19 protein-coding genes are annotated in these 16,730 nt (G+C 62.4%); 5 read left to right on the top strand and 14 right to left on the bottom strand.

What is annotated here, in order from left to right:
- Positions 1–759, top strand: a 759-nt coding sequence (locus tag ACESNB_RS03255) for a pyridoxal phosphate-dependent aminotransferase (protein WP_373003769.1), incomplete at its 5' end; no start/stop codon positions are given.
- On the opposite strand, the gene ACESNB_RS03250 is transcribed toward ACESNB_RS03255, so the two are convergent.
- Positions 756–1,085: a hypothetical protein gene (locus ACESNB_RS03250; protein ID WP_373003766.1), complete on the bottom strand. Its 330-nt coding sequence runs from the start codon at positions 1,083–1,085 to the stop codon at positions 756–758. The two genes, ACESNB_RS03255 and ACESNB_RS03250, sit on opposite strands and share 4 nt — an antisense overlap.
- 52 nt (positions 1,086–1,137) lie before the next feature.
- Entirely contained in the window at positions 1,138–1,701 is a 564-nt protein-coding gene (locus tag ACESNB_RS03245; protein WP_373003763.1) for a LemA family protein, read from the bottom strand.
- A 154-nt stretch (positions 1,702–1,855) separates the two neighbouring features.
- On the opposite strand from ACESNB_RS03245, the gene ACESNB_RS03240 reads away from it, so the two are divergent.
- The gene (locus tag ACESNB_RS03240) at positions 1,856–2,605 is read left to right on the top strand and encodes an NAD-dependent deacetylase (RefSeq protein ID WP_373003760.1); all 750 of its coding nucleotides are present in this window, start codon (positions 1,856–1,858) and stop codon (positions 2,603–2,605) included.
- A gap of 24 nt (positions 2,606–2,629) precedes the next feature.
- Here ACESNB_RS03240 and ACESNB_RS03235 read toward each other — a convergent pair whose 3' ends face one another.
- Together ACESNB_RS03235 and parC are read right to left on the bottom strand one after the other, a co-directional pair.
- Entirely contained in the window at positions 2,630–3,046 is a 417-nt protein-coding gene (locus ACESNB_RS03235; RefSeq protein WP_373003757.1) for a VOC family protein, read from the bottom strand.
- Positions 3,039–5,273 (bottom strand): DNA topoisomerase IV subunit A, encoded by a 2,235-nt coding sequence (gene parC, locus ACESNB_RS03230; RefSeq protein WP_373003754.1) that lies wholly within the window; start codon positions 5,271–5,273, stop codon positions 3,039–3,041. The genes ACESNB_RS03235 and parC overlap by 8 nt, the downstream gene beginning before the upstream one ends.
- Before the next feature lie 121 nt (positions 5,274–5,394).
- Here parC and ACESNB_RS03225 point away from each other — a divergent pair, with 121 nt between their 5' ends.
- Positions 5,395–6,078 carry an extensin family protein gene (locus ACESNB_RS03225; protein WP_373003751.1) on the top strand — a complete coding sequence of 228 codons (684 nt, stop codon included), beginning with the start codon at positions 5,395–5,397 and terminating at the stop codon, positions 6,076–6,078.
- A gap of 99 nt (positions 6,079–6,177) precedes the next feature.
- Positions 6,178–6,789, top strand: coding sequence for a glutathione S-transferase family protein (locus ACESNB_RS03220; RefSeq protein WP_373003748.1), 612 nt, complete (start codon positions 6,178–6,180; stop codon positions 6,787–6,789).
- Here the strand turns inward: ACESNB_RS03220 and recO are convergent.
- The 8 genes from recO to rpoZ are packed head-to-tail and all read right to left on the bottom strand — an operon-like array spanning position 6,786 to position 13,563.
- On the bottom strand, positions 6,786–7,517 hold the full coding sequence (recO, locus tag ACESNB_RS03215) for a DNA repair protein RecO (RefSeq protein ID WP_373003745.1): 732 nt from the start codon (positions 7,515–7,517) through the stop codon (positions 6,786–6,788). The two genes, ACESNB_RS03220 and recO, sit on opposite strands and share 4 nt — an antisense overlap.
- 8 nt (positions 7,518–7,525) lie before the next feature.
- Positions 7,526–8,473: a GTPase Era gene (era, locus tag ACESNB_RS03210; protein ID WP_373003742.1), complete on the bottom strand. Its 948-nt coding sequence runs from the start codon at positions 8,471–8,473 to the stop codon at positions 7,526–7,528.
- Positions 8,470–9,225, bottom strand: a complete 756-nt coding sequence (gene rnc / locus ACESNB_RS03205) for a ribonuclease III (RefSeq protein ID WP_373003739.1) — start codon at positions 9,223–9,225, stop codon at positions 8,470–8,472. The genes era and rnc overlap by 4 nt, the downstream gene beginning before the upstream one ends.
- Positions 9,222–9,629 (bottom strand): holo-ACP synthase, encoded by a 408-nt coding sequence (gene acpS / locus ACESNB_RS03200; RefSeq protein ID WP_373003736.1) that lies wholly within the window; start codon positions 9,627–9,629, stop codon positions 9,222–9,224. Before acpS ends, rnc begins: the two co-directional genes overlap by 4 nt.
- Positions 9,626–10,369: a pyridoxine 5'-phosphate synthase gene (locus ACESNB_RS03195; protein ID WP_373003733.1), complete on the bottom strand. Its 744-nt coding sequence runs from the start codon at positions 10,367–10,369 to the stop codon at positions 9,626–9,628. The genes acpS and ACESNB_RS03195 overlap by 4 nt, the downstream gene beginning before the upstream one ends.
- The gene (gene pyrE / locus ACESNB_RS03190; protein WP_373003730.1) at positions 10,369–10,950 is read right to left on the bottom strand and encodes an orotate phosphoribosyltransferase; all 582 of its coding nucleotides are present in this window, start codon (positions 10,948–10,950) and stop codon (positions 10,369–10,371) included. The genes ACESNB_RS03195 and pyrE overlap by 1 nt, the downstream gene beginning before the upstream one ends.
- A complete protein-coding gene (locus ACESNB_RS03185; RefSeq protein ID WP_373003726.1) occupies positions 10,940–13,204 on the bottom strand; it encodes a bifunctional (p)ppGpp synthetase/guanosine-3',5'-bis(diphosphate) 3'-pyrophosphohydrolase in 2,265 nt (754 codons plus the stop codon). The genes pyrE and ACESNB_RS03185 overlap by 11 nt, the downstream gene beginning before the upstream one ends.
- 8 nt (positions 13,205–13,212) lie before the next feature.
- A complete protein-coding gene (rpoZ, locus tag ACESNB_RS03180; protein WP_373003722.1) occupies positions 13,213–13,563 on the bottom strand; it encodes a DNA-directed RNA polymerase subunit omega in 351 nt (116 codons plus the stop codon).
- Between the two features lie 157 nt (positions 13,564–13,720).
- On the opposite strand from rpoZ, the gene ACESNB_RS03175 reads away from it, so the two are divergent.
- The gene (locus ACESNB_RS03175) at positions 13,721–14,293 is read left to right on the top strand and encodes an NYN domain-containing protein (RefSeq protein WP_373003719.1); all 573 of its coding nucleotides are present in this window, start codon (positions 13,721–13,723) and stop codon (positions 14,291–14,293) included.
- 136 nt (positions 14,294–14,429) lie between these two features.
- Here ACESNB_RS03175 and ACESNB_RS03170 read toward each other — a convergent pair whose 3' ends face one another.
- Entirely contained in the window at positions 14,430–14,777 is a 348-nt protein-coding gene (locus tag ACESNB_RS03170; RefSeq protein ID WP_373003715.1) for a hypothetical protein, read from the bottom strand.
- A gap of 53 nt (positions 14,778–14,830) precedes the next feature.
- Positions 14,831–16,378, bottom strand: a complete 1,548-nt coding sequence (locus ACESNB_RS03165) for an acetolactate synthase large subunit (RefSeq protein WP_373003772.1) — start codon at positions 16,376–16,378, stop codon at positions 14,831–14,833.
- Between the last annotated feature and the right edge of the window lie 352 nt (positions 16,379–16,730).

Here is a 16,730-nt window from a genome sequence, read left to right as displayed (position 1 = left end):
GCGCTGAACCTGGTGCCGCTCGAAATCGCATGCGGCGAGGAGACCCGGTTCCAGCTCACGGCGGCGCAGATCGCTGCGCTCGACCCGGCCCCGGCAGGGCTGATCATCGCCAGCCCTGCCAACCCGACCGGCACCATCCTGCCCGAGGCTGAGCTTGCCGCCATTGTGGCCGTCTGCGCCGAGCGTGGCATCCGCATCATCTCCGACGAGATCTATCACGGCCTGTCCTACGGCCCGAACACGGCCTCCGTGCTCGAACACACGGCCGACGCTTTCGTCATCAACTCATTCTCGAAATACTTCTCGATGGCGGGCTGGCGTCTCGGCTGGATCGTCGCGCCCGACGACATGGCATCCCGCGTCGCTGCCTATATCGGCAACATGTTCCTGACTGCGCCGTCGCTGTCCCAGCACGCCGGCCTCATCGCCATGGATTGCCGCGATGAACTGGAAGGCCACGTCCGCACCTATACGCACAATCGCGACCTGATGCTGGCTGCCCTGCCGGCCCTTGGTCTCGAACGCATCGCCCCGCCGGACGGCGCCTTCTACATCTATGCCGACATTTCGCGCTTCACCGATGACAGCCTGGAATTCTGCATGCAGCTATTGAAGGACACCGGCGTCGCCACAGCTCCCGGCGTCGATTTCGACCCGGTCAATGGCCACAACTACATGCGCTTCTCGTTCGCCGTCTCGACACCGGAAATCGAAGATGCCCTCGCTCGTATCGCGCCCTGGTTCAAGGCGCGCGCCTAGTCGCAGTCATACGCCGCTTCGGCCCCGCCATCCGACGTCCGCTCCAACGACACGAACGTGCAGCCTTCCGGCGCCGCCGCAATGGCCGCTTCCTCAAGCTCGGCAGCTGACGGCGGCCCGGCGCTCGCCACGCCAAAGCTGCCATCTGTCCGAATCGTGAATTTCAGCTTGAACCCCTGCCCCGCCATCGGCGCCGCGAGGAAAGCATAATTCTGGGTGCCAATCGTCTGCGCCACCAGCCCGTTCCAACTCGATGCACTCCAGCTGCCGCCCGAACTCGCGCACGCACCCAGCATCAATGCTGCAGCAATACAGGAAAGTCTCATCTTATGTCCTCGCGTTACCAGCCGAGGACAGCCTACAGCAAAACAGGCGCGCTTAGAACTTAACTTCAGGCGGCGTGCTTAGGGCCTCACGGCCTTCTACGCCGACGTCGAAGAACTCGCGCGACTCGAAGCTGAACATGCCGGCGATGACCGAGCCTGGGACCTGCTCGCGCGACGTATTGTAGTCCTGGACAGCGGAGTTGTAGAAACGCCGCGCCGCAGCCAGCTTGTCTTCGATGGTCGACAGTTCGTTCTGCAACTGGATGAAGTTCTGGTTCGCCTTGAGGTCCGGATAGGCCTCGGCGAGCGCGAAAAGCTTGCCCAGCGCGCCGGTCAGCATGCCTTCGGCCTGAGACATCTCGGCCGGTGTCGAGGCCGACTGCGCCGCATTGCGCGCCGCAATCACCTGCTGGAACGTCTCCTGCTCGTGCTTGGCATAGCCTTTCACGGTTTCGACGAGATTCGGGATCAGGTTCTGGCGCTGTTTCAGCTGCACGTCCACGTCGGCAAAGGCCTGGTTGACCCGCTGGCGCTTCATCACCAGGCCGTTGTAGATAAGGATGACAAAGCCGAAAATGGCGACGACCGCCGCCAGGATGATTAGAATGGGGCTCATGGGCCGTCCCTCCAGAAAAACCGATAGACTAGGCGTAGCTTCCAAGCCCGTCTTGCGCAAGTCAGGCGTCCACGCACGTCCCTCAAGCCTTGGCAATGACCGATGCGGGCGACATGGCTATGGAATGCCCGCGCAAAGTGTGTAGCATCGCGCCATGTCCGATGCTGCTGCCCTCGCCCGCCTGATCGACAAAGCCTCGCGCGTCGTGGTGTTCACCGGCGCAGGCATATCGACCGAGAGCGGCATTCCCGATTTCCGCAGCCCCGGCGGCGTTTGGAGCAAGATGAAACCGATCTATTTCCAGGACTTTGTCGCATCGCGCGACAAACGCCGCGAGTCGTGGGCCCGCGTGTTCAACCGCTCGGCCGGCTGGGTCGGCGCCAGCCCGAATGCAGGCCACTTCGCCGTGGCAAAGCTGGTCGCCGCCGGAAAGGTCACCAGCGTCATCACACAGAATGTCGACAATTTGCACCAGGATTCCGGCGTACCGGACGACCTGGTCATCGAAATACACGGCAACGCGACCTATGCCCGCTGCCTCACCTGCGGCAAGCGCTACGAGATCGACAGCCTGACGCCGCGCTGGGAAGCGGGCGAAGACCTGACCTGCGTGTTCTGCACCGGCCTTCTCAAGACCGCGACCATCTCGTTCGGGCAGCCCATGCCGGAAGACAAGATGGCGCTGGCCGCCGAAGAGGCCCTTCTGTGCGACCTCTGCCTCGTCCTCGGCTCATCGCTCGTCGTCTATCCGGCTGCCTCGATCCCCATCGAAGCCAAGCGCAACGGCGCCCGCCTCGCCATCGTCAACCGCGAACCGACCGATCAGGATCCGTATGCAGACCTCGTGCTGAACACAGAGATCGGGCCGTTGATGAGTGATGTGTTGGAGCGGCTCTCCGACTGAAACCGTTGCCGCAAGAAATGCGGCTCAGGATGAGCCGTTCGCAACAGGCTGAATCAAATCCCACTTGTTCCCGAAAGGGTCCTGCATCACGACGACCTTGCCATAGGGTTCGCTGCGCGGCGCTTCGAGGAAGGTCACGCCTGCCGCGACATAGGCTGCATGGTCGCGGTCGAAATCATCGGTCTCGAGGAACAGGAACACGCGCCCACCTGACTGGTTGCCGATGGCGGCGCGCTGCTCATTCGTCACCGCCCGCGCCAGCAACATTTCCACACCGCCACCTTTCGGACGCACGCGCACCCAGCGCTTGCCACCGCCCATGTCGGTATCTTCCAGCAGGTCAAAGCCCAGCTTGCCGACATAGAAGCCGATCCCGGGCTCATAGTCCGGCACAAGCAGGGACAGCGCCGTGATGCGCTGCCCGCGTGGCATGTCAGCCATTGAACGTACCCGTCTTCGGGAAGCCCTTCGGCACGGTCTTGCCCGCCTGCGCGCGCTTGCCGATCCATTCTTCCCATTCCGGGAAGGCACGGTGGCGGTCACCCGTCATAACGATCAGGCCGTCTTCCTTGTCGAACGTCATCAGGTCGGCCAACGTGTCCTTGCCGCGATAGGCTTGCAGCTTGTTGCCCTTGCCGCGTGACATTTCGGGCAGCTCGTCGAGCGGGAAGATCAGCAGTTTCCGGTTCGATCCGACCACGGCCAGCATGTCACCCTCGACCGGCATGCACACATTCAGCGTGCCATTGCCGGTGTTCACGGCCTGCTTGCCCGCCTTACGATTGGACTCCAGCTCTTTCTCGGTGACGATGAAGCCGTAGCCGACGGTGGACGCCATGACACGCTTGCGGCCTTCTTCGAGCTTGAACATGGCGACGATATCGACGCTGTCTTCCAGTTCGATGGACAGGCGGATCGGTTCGCCATGCCCGCGTCCGCCCGGCAGCTTGTCGGCCATCAGCGTGAACGCCCGGCCATCGGAGGCCATGAGGATGATCTTGTCGGTGCTCATCACCTCTTCGGAGAGGTAGAGCTCGTCGCCATCCTTGAACTTGGTGGAATCCGGGTCGAGGCCGTGGCCCTTCATGCCCCGTATCCAGCCCTGCGCCGACAGGACAACCGTCAACGGCTCCTTCGGACGCGAGGCTTCGAGGGCCGCAGCGAGGTCAACATCGGGCGCGTCCTCGAAGGCGGCGCGGCGGTCGCCCAGCGCCGGGTCGGCCGTCAGCTGGTCGCGTGCGGCCTTGAGCTGCTTGGAAACGCTCGCCCACTGGCGGCGGGTCGATCCGATCAGCTTGACCAGCTCGTCACGCTCTTCGACCAGCTTGGTGTGCTCGCCGCGAATTTCCATCTCTTCCAGCTTGCGCAGGGCGCGCAAACGCAGGTTCAGGATGGCTTCAGCCTGAATGTCGGAAATGCCGAAGCGGGCGATCATCACCTGTTTCGGCTCGTCTTCCTCACGGATGATCCGGATCACTTCATCAATATTGAGATAGGCAATCAGGTAGCCGTCGAGTAGGTGCAGGCGCTTGTCGATCTTGTCGAGGCGGAACTCGGCCCGGCGCACAACTACTTCGCGGCGGTGCTCCAGATAGGCCAGCAACACATCCTTCAGGCCCATCACCTGCGGCGCACCCTTGTGCAGCACGTTCATGTTCATGCTGAAGCGCGTTTCGAGGTCGCACGACTTGAACAGGCTTTCCATCAGCACGTCCGGCTCGACCGTCTTGGCGCGCGGCACCAGGACAAGGCGCACGTCCTCGGCGCTCTCGTCGCGCACATCGTCCAGCAGTGGCAGTTTCTTCTGTTCCAGCAATTCGCCCAGCTTCTCCAGCAGGCGCGATTTCTGGACCTGGTAGGGAATTTGGGTGACGATGATCTGGTAGGTGCCGCGACCGGTATCTTCGACTTCCCATTTCGCGCGCATGCGGAAACCGCCCCGGCCCGTCTCATAGGCGTCGAGCATGGATTCGTAGGATTCAACGATCACGCCGCCGGTCGGGAAGTCAGGCCCTTTCACGAACTGCATCAGGTCAGCCGTCGTTGCCTTGGGTGTCTCGATCAGGAAGCGCGCCGCATCGATCACTTCGGCGGCATTATGCGGCGGAATCGACGTTGCCATGCCCACGGCAATACCGGTGGCGCCATTGCACAACAGGTTCGGGAAGCCCGCCGGTAGCACGACCGGCTCTTCGTCATTCTCGGCATAGTTGGCGCGGAAATCGACCGCATTTTCGCCGAGACCGTCCAGCAGCAACTCGGCCGCGTGGGTCATCCTGGCTTCGGTATAACGATAGGCCGCCGCGCTATCGCCATCGATATTGCCAAAGTTGCCCTGGCCGTCGACCAGCGGATAGCGGACGTTAAAATCCTGCGCCAGGCGCACCAGCGTGTCATAGATCGAGCTGTCGCCGTGCGGGTGATAGTTACCCATCACGTCGCCAACAATCTTGGCGCATTTCCGGAAGCCGCCTTCAGGATCAAGCTTCAGTTCCCGCATGCCATACAGGATGCGGCGCTGGACGGGCTTCAGGCCGTCGCGGACATCCGGCAGGGCGCGGGAGGTGATGGTCGAGAGCGCATAGGCGAGATATCGCTTCGACAGCGCCTCGCTCATGGGTTCATTTATGATCCGGTCTTCGGGACCACCGTCAAGCAGGTCGGTCATTCTGGCCTCTTTGCATCTCGTGCCACATTCTGGTGCAGGACCGAACCTATACCGACTCGGGCGGCTGCGCAGCATTAACAAAGACGGCGGTTTGGTTAAGGAATGGGTAAAACGCAAGCAAATGACTGAGTTTCGGGCCTGGATTGTCTTGCTGGCTCTGCCGCTTCTGGTGGTCGCCCTGTTCCAGTGGCTGGCCCCGCCGCGCCACAACCCGTTCGCGCCGATCGACCTGACCGACAAGCCCGGCCTCGGAACACATGCCAAGCTGGAAAGGGCCCGGACGCAACGCGAGGTCTGCTTTTCCGCCCTCGATTCGGCCGGAATCCTCTACACGCCACTCGAAGATGCCCCGAAGGGCGAAAAATGCGGGCTTCGCAATGGCCTCACGCTCGACCGCACCCTGACCCCCTACTCTGCCACCCTCAGCATGACCTGCGCCGAGACCGCCGCCCTCTACACGTGGGAGCGTCATGTCGCCCGCCCCGCCGCCGTCGACATCCTCGGCTCGCCCCTCGCCCGGATCGAGACCTATGGCAGCTTTTCCTGCCGCAATATCGCCGGCAGCGGGCGTCTCTCCGAGCATGCTCATGCCAATGCCGTCGACATTTCCGGCTTCCGCCTCAAGGACGGCCGCCTGATCGACGTGAAAACCCATTGGAAACAAGGCGGTCCGGAAGCCAAATTCCTGAAACGGGTACACAAGGGTGGCTGCGATATCTTCTCGGTCACGCTCAGCCCGGATTACAATGCGGCCCACCGTGACCATTTCCACTTCGACATGGGCAGCGGCGCGACCTGCAAGTGACGCAAGGTGACGCCCCGTTACCCCATGATTCCCCTTCTGTTGCGGCACATCCTCGCTAAAGTGCGGCAAAACCAGCACGACAGGCAAAGGGAAACGCACATGAAACTTTACAATTCCGTCGGACCGAACCCGCACGTGGTTCGCATGTTCGTGGCCGAACGCGGCATCAAACTTCCGATGGAAGAGGTCGACATAATGGTCGGCGACAATCGCAAGCCGCCTTATCTCGAGACCAATCCTGCCGGCCAGCTGCCCGCGCTGGAACTCGACGATGGCACCATCCTCACGGAAATCTGGGCGATCTGCGAATACCTTGACGAAACCCAGCCCGGCGACAGCCTGTTCGGCGCCACGCCCGAAGCCCGCGCCCAGACCCGCCGCTGGACCCGCTGGGCCGACCTCAACATCATCGAACCGCTGGCCAATGGATTCCGCTATTCCGAAGGCCTGCCCATGTTCAAGGACCGGATGCGTTGCCTGCCCGAGGCCGCAGCCGGCCTCAAGGCCTGTGCCCAGGACAAGCTCGCCTTTCTCGATGGCCAGCTTGCAGGCCGCGCCTATGTCGCCGGCGACACGTTCACTTTCGCCGATGTGATGCTCTATTGCTTCCTCACCTTCGGCATCGCAGTCGGCCAACCGCTGAACCCGGCGTTCCAGCGCGTGACTGCCTGGTACGAGAAAGTCGGCGCCCGGCCCAGCGCCAGCGCCTAGGCCCGCTTCAGGAGCCGCGCCACAAGCTGCGCCCTTTGCGGCGGAACGGCGCGGTTCATGCCGTTAAAGACGCGCGCCTCCAGGAAGTAGCCGGTCAGCGCGAGTCCATCCGCAATGTCCGCGATCCCTACAGGCGCGTGCGACGACACAAGGAAGCCCGGCAGGCGCAGCAGGCGGCTGACATAATCCTCAGCTTCTGATCCGCGCACAGCCCGGCCGGTCTTCGGCGAGACATGGGTCAACCCGTCATTCGCGCCGCTGAGCGCGCAGGCTTCAAGGTCGAGCCCGAAGCCCAGCGCCGACAACAGGCCCAGTTCCCACCGCACATACAGCACGGGCCAGATGTGTTGCGCCTCAATCTGGTCAAGCAACAGCGTCGTTGCCTCATACAGAGCCGATCCGGCGGCATCACCTTCGTCGAGCGCGCCGCGCAGCAGCGTCGTCACGGCAGATATGGCGGCAAGCGCACTGGCATCTTCGAGCACCCGCGACGCCCGCTCGCGGCTCGCCTCGGCGACATCAAACCGGCCGAGCTGTTCTTCGAGGCGCCCGGTCCATGACACGGCAACCGTATTGCCCGCCTCATATTGCGCCCGCCGCGCCCGCGAGGCACCGCCATAGACGAGGCCGGAGCGCCGCCCACGCGTTTTCGTCAGCACATCGAGGATCAGGCCGCCTTCCCCAAACCGGCGTCCGCCAAGGACCAGTCCGTCATCAGACCAGTTCATGCCAGCCCCTAAACATCAAACTCCAGGCCGATGCCCGAATAGGAGTCGCGCCGTTCCTGCCATTTCTCGTCCACTTTGACGAACAGGAACAGGTGCACCGGCCGGTCCAGCATTTCCATCAATTCCTTGCGGGCCATCCGCCCGATCTCCTTGATCGACGCGCCATTCTTGCCCAGCACCATGGCCTTGTGACCCTCGCGCCCGACAATGATCACCTGCTGAATGCGAACGGAGCCGTCTTTGCGCTCTTCCCAGCTCTCGGTTTCCACCATCAGCTGGTAGGGCAGTTCCTGGTGCATGCGCAGCAGAAGTTTTTCGCGCGTCACTTCAGCGGCCAGCAGGCGCATCGGCAGGTCGGCCGTCTGGTCCGGTGGGAACAGGGCCGTACCTGCAGGCATACGGTTGGCAAATGCGGCGGCCAACCGGTCAACGCCATCGCCATTTTCGGCCGAGATCATGAATATCTCGTCGTAGACGCCTGAGTCGCTCAGCTCGCTCATCACCGGCAGGACCTGATCATGCGGGAACAGGTCGATCTTGTTGAGCGCCAGGAAGGCGCGCTTGCCGGTCAGCTTGAGCTGCGCGATAACGCGGCGGTCATCAGCGATCGACATTTTCTGTGCGCCCGTCGCGGTGCCGGCCCGGTCTGCCACCCAGGCTGAGCTATCGACCAGGTGCACGATGGCATCGGCGTCTGCCGCGCCGCTCCATGCAGCCTTGACCATGGCCCGGTCGAGCCGGCGCTTGGCCACGAAGATGCCGGGCGTATCGACCAGCACGATTTGCGTATCGCCGACCTGCGCCACGCCCCGCACGGGGAAGCGCGTCGTCTGCACCTTGTGGGTGACGATGGCGACCTTGGCCCCGACAAGGCGGTTGGTCAGTGTGGATTTCCCGGCATTCGGCGCGCCAATAATGGCGGCAAAGCCTGCGCGGTTGATCTCGGTTTCAGTCATGATGTTCCAGTCAGGGTGTTGAGCAGCAGGGCCGCTGCATTGCGCTCGGCGTCGCGTTTGGAGGATCCGGTGGCCGTGGCTTCGCCGTGCGGCGGCACCTGCACCTCTATCTCATAAAGCGGTTCATGGTCAGGGCCCGAACGGTTGACGACATGATATTTTGGCAGTGGCAGGCCCTGGCCCTGTGCCCATTCCTGCAGCAGGGTCTTTGGATCGCGGGTTTCCACCGGGGCTGACGAAAACTGGTGTGCCCAGCCCGCCTCCACGAATTTCCGGGCCGCAGACAGGCCGCCATCCAGATAGACCGCGCCGATCACTGCTTCGCACGCGTCGCCCATGGTGGACTCGCGCTCGTTGCCGCCAGACGCAATTTCGCCGTCAGACAGGATGATGAATTCCTGCAGCTTGAAGTGCCGGAAGGCCTCGGCGCAAGCGCCCTTCTTGACGAACCGGTTGAGGCGCGGAGCAAGGTCGCCCTCGCTCTCAGTCTTGCGGCGCTCGATCAGGCGCTCGGCGATGAGCAGGTTCAGAACGCGGTCACCCAGGAATTCAAGGCGCTGGTTGGACAGCCGCACCGAGTCCGCCGAAGCAACCGCACTCGGATGCGTCAATGCCTGCACCAGCAGCTGCCTGTCCTTGAAGTGATGGCCAATACGGTCCTGAACCGTCTTGACCTGAGCATCCGACAGGCTCGGAACAGCGGCCTTCGCGGCGGCGCGCAGGCGTGTGCGTTTGGGGCGAGCTGGCTTCATGGTGCGACCGGAATGGCTTCAATGATGACCTGGGCTTCCGCCCACGGATGGTCATCTGTAATTGTCAGGTGGATCACGGCTTCATGGCCCTCAGGAAGCAAGACGGCGAGACGCGTGGCGGCGCCGCCCGTCAGGGCCAGCGTGGGCTTTCCCGATGGCAGGTTCACAACGCCAAGATGGGTCCAGTGCACGCCGCGCCGTGGCACGCCTGTGCCGAGCGCCTTGGCGCAGGCCTCTTTCGCCGCGAACCGTTTAGCATAGGTTTCTGCCGTGCGGCGACGGCCTCGCGCCAGCGCAATTTCAGTTTCGGTAAATACGCGCGTCTCGAACCGCTCACCAAAGCGGGCCAGCGTCTTCTCGATCCGCTCGATATTGCAGAGGTCGTTGCCTATGCCGATGATCATACCCGCGCCTCGTCCATCAGGCGACGCATCTCGCCGATGGCCGCCGGCAAGCCAATGAAGATCGCTTCGCCGACAATGAAATGGCCGATGTTCAGTTCTGTGATCTGCGGGATGGCCGCAACAGGTTTTACCGTGGCGAATGTCAGGCCATGACCAGCCTGCGGCTCTATCCCCATGCGCACGGCCTCTTCCGCGCAATTGCGGATGCGGTCCAGTTCCAGCTCGGCGAGCTTGTCTTCGCCCGCCTGCATGAACTCAACGAACCGGCCTGTGTGGAATTCGCAAATTTGCACACCCAAGGCCTGGGCCGCATGTAACTGCACCATGTTGGGTTCTATAAAGAACGAAACGCGGCTGCCATTCGTATTCAGCTGGCGTACAAAATGCGCGAGGTGATTGTGCGCCCGCGCCGCATCGAGACCGCCCTCGGTCGTCAGTTCCGCGCGCTCTTCGGGCACGAACATCGCCGTCTCCGGCTTGAACCGCAGCGCAATGTCCAGCATTTCCTCGGTCGCCGCCATTTCCATATTGATCGGCAGGCGCGTGGCCGTTCGGATTTCCACAAGGTCATCATCGCGAATGTGCCGCCGGTCTTCGCGCAGGTGCAGTGTAATCCCGTCAGCGCCCGCTTCGGTCGCCATCAGGGCAGCGCGCATCGGATCGGGATGCTTGCCGCCGCGCGCATTCCGTATCGTCGCCACATGGTCGATATTCACGCCGAGGCGTATACGTCCTGCCATCAGGCAAGGCCTCGCGATCCGGGCTTCACGGCTTCCATCGCCGCGAGCTCCGGCGGCAGGTCATCGGCGGCATAGTCATGGAAATCCACGGCAGCCAGCGACACCAGTTCGCAGCCCACGTCCGCCTTGCCATTCGACCGGTCGATAATGCACGCTCCCCCCACGACTTCGCCGGGCAACCGGTCCAGCGCCTCGACCGTCTCGCGGAAAGAGAGGCCCGTCGTCACGATATCCTCGGCAATCAGAACGCGCTCGCCTTCGGCAATCGCAAACCCGCGCCGGAAGGCCAGCTTCCCGTCAACGCGCTCAGCGAAGATCGCCCGGGCCTTAAGATGCCGCGCCAGCTCGTAACCCGGGATGATCCCGCCGACAGCCGGGCCTGCCACAACGTCGATCTTCCCGAATGTCGCGGTGAGCTTCTCGGCCAGCGCCTTGCACAGGCGCTCGGACAGGTCCGGCTGCGAGAAAACCAGGGCCTTTTGCAGGAAGACCGGGCTGCGCCGCCCGGACGACAGGATGAAATGCCCTTCAAGCAAGGCACCTGCCTCGCGAAACACCGCCAGCACGTCTTCACTCGTCATCTTCAACCTCCTGATCGCGCACCGCCCGGTCCACCACGGCAAGCGATCGGAGCGCCGCAAGTATCTGCGTCAGGCGCTTGAGGTCTTCAACCTCAATCTCCATCACCAGTTCGGTAAAATCCGTGCCGCGTTCGGTGGTCGCGATCCGTATGATGTTGCCATTGGCTTGCGCCACAGCCGTGCAAAGCTTTGCCAGCACGCCTTTCTGATTGGCCGCACTGATACGAATGCGCCCAACGGCGACGGCCCCTGTCTTTGCCAACTCGGTCCATTTCAGGTCGACCCAGCGTTCGGGTTGGTCGTCATACTCGGCCAGCTTCAGGCAACTCGCGACATGCACGACCAGGCCCTTTTCCGGCTCCCGCACACCCATGATCCGGTCTCCCGGCATTGGGCAGCAGCACTGGCCAAGGTGCAGCGTCACGCCCGGCATCAGATCCTCGCCTGACACGAGCAAAGGCGCATGCGTGCTGTCGAGCCGCATCTTGTTGTCATCGTCGAACCGTTCCGCCCGATAGCCCGGGAAGGCCGCCTCCATGATGTCAGACGACGAAATGCGCCCTCGCCCGACGGCCTCGGCCATCTCTTCCCGATTCTCGAATCCGGCAAGTTGGGCCGTGTGGGTCATTTTTACGTCGATCGGGTCGATCCCGGCCCGGCGCAGCGCCTGGTTGATCAGTCCGACGCCAAGGCGGCGGAACTCGATCTGGTCGCGCTCGCGCACCAGTCGGCGAATGGCAGAGCGCGCGCGCCCGGTGATTGTCATTGCCTCCCAGCCGATAACTTGGGCGGCCACCTTGCCGCGCTGAATATCCACGACATCGCCATTCTTCAGCGGTCGACGCAGCGACTTTACTTCACCATTTATCCGGGCACCGATTGTCGTGTCGCCCACAGCCGAGTGCACCGCATAGGCGAAATCCAGAGGCATCGCGCCAGCCGGCAGGATGATCAGCTTGCCCTTGGGACTGAACGCGAACACATGCTCGCGATACATTTCCAGCTTGGCGTGCTCGAGGAACTCGCTCGGGTCGCCACCATCTTGGAGCAGCTCGGCGAAGGCTTCCAGGTTGGCTGTCGGATCAAGGCCCGCCGCGCGCGCCGAGTCCACGTCAAACCCATAGGACTTGTTCTTGTAACCCCAGTGCGCCGCCACGCCGAACTCGGCCGTCCGGTCCATCGCCTCGGTCCGGATCTGCAACTCCACGCGGCGATTGCCGGAAGCACGCACAGTTGTGTGCAGCGACGCATAGCCGTTCGGCTTCGGTACCGAGATATAGTCGCGGAACCGGTCCGGGATACAGGCCCACAGCGTATGGACTTCACCCAGCACTCGGTAACACGCGTCCACATCGTTCACGATGACCCGGAACGCGAACAGGTCGGCCACATCGCGGAATGAAATCGATTTGCGTTCCAGCTTACGCCACAATGAATAGGGCTGTTTCTTGCGGCCCTTGATCTTGACCTTGATGCCCGCCATGTCCATCAACTGGCGCAGGTCGTCATCAATACGCTGCAGATCGTCCGCGTTATCGGCAGCCAGTTCTTCCTGCCGATACAGGATCGCGCGTCGCGCCTCGGGGTTCAGTTCCTCGAAGGCGAGATCTTCCATCTCGGCGGCCAGCGAGTACAGGCCAACACGGCGCGCCAGCGGTGCATAGATGTCCATCGTCTCCCGCGCCGTGCGCTCACGGCTCTCGGGCTTCTTGCGATGGTGCAGCGTGCGCATATTGTGCAGCCGATCGGCCAGTTTCACCAGGAGCACACGCAAGTCGCTCGTCGTCGCCAGGATGAATTTCTGGAAGTTCTCGGCCTGCGCCGATTCCTTGGAGGTAAATTCCAGCGCGTCGAGTTTGGTGACGCCATCGACCAGTTCGGCGACATCGGCGCCGAAGCGCACTTCGATATCGCCAATAGCAATCTTGGTGTCTTCCACGACGTCGTGAAGCAGGCCCGCGACAATTGTCACCTCATCAAGACGCACGTCGGCCAGAAGGCTCGCAACTTCCACAGGGTGGGAATAATAGGCATCGCCGGAATCACGCGTCTGCGTCCCGTGGTGCAGCTTGGCAAAATCATAAGCCGCGCCGAGCAGTTCGGATTTCACACGTGGGTGGTAGGCCCGTACTTTCGCGATCAGCTCTTCGCGCGACAGCACATGCCGCAGCTCAGCCTGATTTTCGGTCGAATCTGTCGTGCCAGCTGCCTCGCCAGCCCCTTTGTCCTTTGCGGAAAGGGCGCTGCCGTCCATGGAGCCTCCTAGAGCCGGTCGTCGCGCCCGGACTCGATTTCTGCCTGGTAAGCACGCATGACGTCGTCTTCGGTGGCCGCAGGGCCGGACAGGAGTGCAAGGCGATCGGCTTCGCGTTCGCTTTCCTCACTTGGCCGCACTTCCTGCAGGTTCGAGATCATCGCCTCTTTCACGACCTTCAGGTCGATTGTTTCGTCCGCAATCTCGCGCAGCGACACAACCGGGTCCTTGTCATTGTCCCGGTCGATCGTCAGAGGCGAACCTTCACGGATCATGCGGGCGCGATGCGACGCGAGCAGGACCAGTTCGAAACGGTTCGGCACTTTCCGGATGCAGTCTTCGACGGTAACACGGGCCATGGGGGGCAATCTCCTTGAAGCAGACCCTTATATGCAGTGCAGCAAGCAGGCGCAACCCAGCTATTGCGCCATAAACGCAGCCTGAGTATGCCAGTCATATAAGATAATTCGGCATTTTTATTAGCCTCAACCCTAAAGCACCAAAGGAATAAAGCCAATGGCCTTTTACAAGGACGAGCGCCTGGCGCTGTTTATCGATGGCGCAAATCTCTATTCGGCGGCCCGTTCCGTCGGGCTCGAAATCGATTTTCGCAAGCTTTTGAAGGAATTCCAGGGCAAAGGCCGCCTCCTGCGAGCGAATTATTACACCGCATTGGTGGAAACCGACGAGTACAGCCCGATCCGCCCGCTGGTCGATTGGCTCACCTATAACGGATACAATGTCATCAAGAAGCCGGCGCGCGAATTCACCGACCGCGAGGGCCGAAAACGCGTCCGCGGCAGCATGGACGTGGAACTCGCCATTGACATGCTCGAAACCGCTCGGAACATCGACCATATCGTTCTGTTCAGCGGCAATGGCGACTTTCGGCGCGCCGTCGAAGCCGTAAAGGCCCGAGGGGTTCGCGTCTCGGTCGTATCCACCGTAGCCTCTAATCCCCCGATGATTTCCGACGACCTGCGCCGCGAAGCGGACCATTTCATCGACCTGGAAGACCTCGGCGAACTCATCGCCCGCCCCCGACGCGACTTTTCCGAGGATGAACAGGGCGGTGACGACGAGGACTAGCCGTCAAAAAAAGCGGATTCAGCGGACTTTCTGCAATCCCACGCGCCCTGATGCATAATCAGCCAGCCGCACGCTCTCGCGAACCTGCAGTCATTCATGCCTGGAGTTTGGCGCTTTGCAGAAAGCCGGGAACGCTTCAGCGCGTCCGATCCGGCCTTACGTAAACCACGTTCGGCCCGCGCCAGGCCTGCACGACCGTGACCAGGCCCCAGACCCAATTGGCGATCAGGACCAGGATGCCGATCCCGCTGACGGGAACGAGGAAAATGCCAACAGGGATCAGGCAGAGCTGGATGATCGCCGTGCCGAAACGCCCGACGAAAAACGTTCCGAGACCCGGAATAATGAAATTGACGATGAAAGCCACGAGCTTGAACGTGCCTTTGGTGGTGCCCACCACGACACGACCGGCCATCTGCCCCACGCCGGGCCTCTGCGCAATTGTCTGGTCGCCCTCGTATTCGGGGGTCGGATAAGGTGCCATCCATCCGATGTGGCCCTGTTAACCCTGACCTTCAATACGTCGCACTGCCGAACCTACCGCGCCGGCACATGCGCAGCGATCAGCTGCGGCCCTTCGGCCGCAAACGCACGCTCCAGCGCCTTGTCGAAGGCCTCGGCGGTATCGACCGCCACCGCCGGCACGCCCAAGCCTTGCGACAGGGCCACCCAGTCAATCTCCGGCTGGTCCAGCTCCAGCATGCTCTTGGCCGTCGGGCCCGGATTGCCGGCGCCGGTCCGTGCGAGTTCTATGTTCAGGATACGGTAGGAGTGGTTGACGAACACGACCGTCACCACATTCGCACCCTCCCGGGCCATGCTCCATAGCGCCTGGTTCGTATACATCGCAGCGCCGTCGCCCGTGAGGCACAGGACCTGCTTGTCCTTCGCCGCCACGGCTGCACCAAGCGCCAGCGGCATGCCCTGCCCGATCGCTCCGCCAGTCAGCATCATCCAGTCATGCGGCTTGGCTTTCTGGGTCATAAGGAAGGCGGGCAAGCTGTTCGACACGCCATCATCCGACACGAAGCTACCCTCCGGCAGGTGCCGCGCAATCGACGCGCCAACGCTTGCGGCATTTAGCGCCCCGGCTGGCGCGCCGGGCCGCTCCAACGCCGCGAACGGGGCCGCCTCTTTCGCGCCCAGCGCATCGGCCAGTGCACCAAGGATGGCCGCACTGTCGCTCTCCGGCCCGCCTAGAATCATTGTCGCGCAGCCTTCCGGCACCAGAACGCTCGGCTTGCCCGGATAGGCGAAGAAGGCCACCGGCACCTGCGTTCCCGCGACCAGCATCAGGTCACAGCCCTCAAGGTCTGCCATTGCGCCTTCGGCAAAATACTGCATCCGGTCCGGAATGAACCGACCCGCTCCACGCGCCTGCCGCGGGAAGAACGTATCCGTCATCACGCGCAAACCTGCCGCCTTCAACCGCGCCGACGTCGCCAGTCCGGCTTCCGTTAGTGCCGTACCGTTGATTAGAATAATCGGTTTCTTCGCCGCCCTGACCGCCTTCACCGCATCATCGACTCGCTGGGCATCCGGTGCGCGCAGCACTGGTCGGGCGCGTTTCGCCCCGGGTTTGCCGCCCTCAAGCCAGGCCGTGTCCGCCGGCAGGATCAGCGCAGCCGGGCCTGACACGGGCGAAAGGCTGGCTTCCCATGCTTCGGCTGCCAGCTCGCCTGCCCTCGCGACCGTGTCGGCGGATTTGATCCACACCGAGTTCGGTCCGGCCATGCCCCTTATGTCGGACGCCAGCGGCGCATCGTAGCGCCGGTGCGGCACGGCATGGTCCCCAATCACATTGACCATCGGCGTCCAGGCGCGGCGCGCATTGTGGATGTTGGCCCCACCATTCAAGTAACCGGCACCGAGGTGAAGCAACGTCATCGCCGGGCCGCCCGACACCCGCGCATAGCCATCAGCCGCCCCCGTCGCGACCCCTTCAAAAAGGCAAAGGACCGAATGGATGCGCGGCTCATGGTCGAGCGCAGTCACAAGGTGCATTTCCGATGTGCCGGGATTGGCGAAACACGCCGTCACGCCATGATCGGCCAGGGTCGAGACCAGCGCTTCTGCGCCAGTCATGTTACGTTCATCTGCGTTGCTCATTGTCGTCCTGCCCTTGATTGTTTCAGCGCGTGTCTAGCGCGTTCGATCAGAGGGTCAAAGCGGGACGGATCGCGAAGACCGGGGCAGACGTGGTGTTCATACCGGCAACTTTGCGATCCGCCCGCCAGCCAAAGGGGATATGGCCGGAGTCGCCAAATGGGGACGGGCGACTCCAAGCTATAGTAAGTATATACAGCTTCTACTCCAAAACCCGAAAGTTCTCGTGGGTTATGACGCGGAAGTTGTCTGAGACCTTGTCGCGGAATTTCTTCCATTCCTGCGGGATGGTTTCACGCATGAATGCAAGGATGGCGTCGGCGAACTGCTT

The sequence above is a fragment of the Hyphomonas sp. genome (assembly GCF_041689225.1).
Taxonomy (GTDB): Bacteria; Pseudomonadota; Alphaproteobacteria; order Caulobacterales; family Hyphomonadaceae; genus Hyphomonas.
Note: the sequence above shows the minus strand (reverse complement) of the source record. Positions and strands in the feature narration are given on the sequence as shown.

Excerpts from the sequence above, each read along its gene's own strand:
- ACESNB_RS03250 (WP_373003766.1), bottom strand. The coding sequence starts at position 1,085 with ATGAGACTTTCCTGTATTGCTGCAGCATTGATGCTGGGTGCGTGCGCG.
- ACESNB_RS03245 (WP_373003763.1), bottom strand. The coding sequence starts at position 1,701 with ATGAGCCCCATTCTAATCATCCTGGCGGCGGTCGTCGCCATTTTCGGC.
- ACESNB_RS03240 (WP_373003760.1), top strand. The coding sequence starts at position 1,856 with ATGTCCGATGCTGCTGCCCTCGCCCGCCTGATCGACAAAGCCTCGCGC.
- ACESNB_RS03235 (WP_373003757.1), bottom strand. The coding sequence starts at position 3,046 with ATGGCTGACATGCCACGCGGGCAGCGCATCACGGCGCTGTCCCTGCTT.
- parC (WP_373003754.1), bottom strand. The coding sequence starts at position 5,273 with ATGACCGACCTGCTTGACGGTGGTCCCGAAGACCGGATCATAAATGAA.
- ACESNB_RS03225 (WP_373003751.1), top strand. The coding sequence starts at position 5,395 with ATGACTGAGTTTCGGGCCTGGATTGTCTTGCTGGCTCTGCCGCTTCTG.
- ACESNB_RS03220 (WP_373003748.1), top strand. The coding sequence starts at position 6,178 with ATGAAACTTTACAATTCCGTCGGACCGAACCCGCACGTGGTTCGCATG.
- recO (WP_373003745.1), bottom strand. The coding sequence starts at position 7,517 with ATGAACTGGTCTGATGACGGACTGGTCCTTGGCGGACGCCGGTTTGGG.
- era (WP_373003742.1), bottom strand. The coding sequence starts at position 8,473 with ATGACTGAAACCGAGATCAACCGCGCAGGCTTTGCCGCCATTATTGGC.
- rnc (WP_373003739.1), bottom strand. The coding sequence starts at position 9,225 with ATGAAGCCAGCTCGCCCCAAACGCACACGCCTGCGCGCCGCCGCGAAG.
- acpS (WP_373003736.1), bottom strand. The coding sequence starts at position 9,629 with ATGATCATCGGCATAGGCAACGACCTCTGCAATATCGAGCGGATCGAG.
- ACESNB_RS03195 (WP_373003733.1), bottom strand. The coding sequence starts at position 10,369 with ATGGCAGGACGTATACGCCTCGGCGTGAATATCGACCATGTGGCGACG.
- pyrE (WP_373003730.1), bottom strand. The coding sequence starts at position 10,950 with ATGACGAGTGAAGACGTGCTGGCGGTGTTTCGCGAGGCAGGTGCCTTG.
- ACESNB_RS03185 (WP_373003726.1), bottom strand. The coding sequence starts at position 13,204 with ATGGACGGCAGCGCCCTTTCCGCAAAGGACAAAGGGGCTGGCGAGGCA.
- rpoZ (WP_373003722.1), bottom strand. The coding sequence starts at position 13,563 with ATGGCCCGTGTTACCGTCGAAGACTGCATCCGGAAAGTGCCGAACCGT.
- ACESNB_RS03175 (WP_373003719.1), top strand. The coding sequence starts at position 13,721 with ATGGCCTTTTACAAGGACGAGCGCCTGGCGCTGTTTATCGATGGCGCA.
- ACESNB_RS03170 (WP_373003715.1), bottom strand. The coding sequence starts at position 14,777 with ATGGCACCTTATCCGACCCCCGAATACGAGGGCGACCAGACAATTGCG.
- ACESNB_RS03165 (WP_373003772.1), bottom strand. The coding sequence starts at position 16,378 with ATGACTGGCGCAGAAGCGCTGGTCTCGACCCTGGCCGATCATGGCGTG.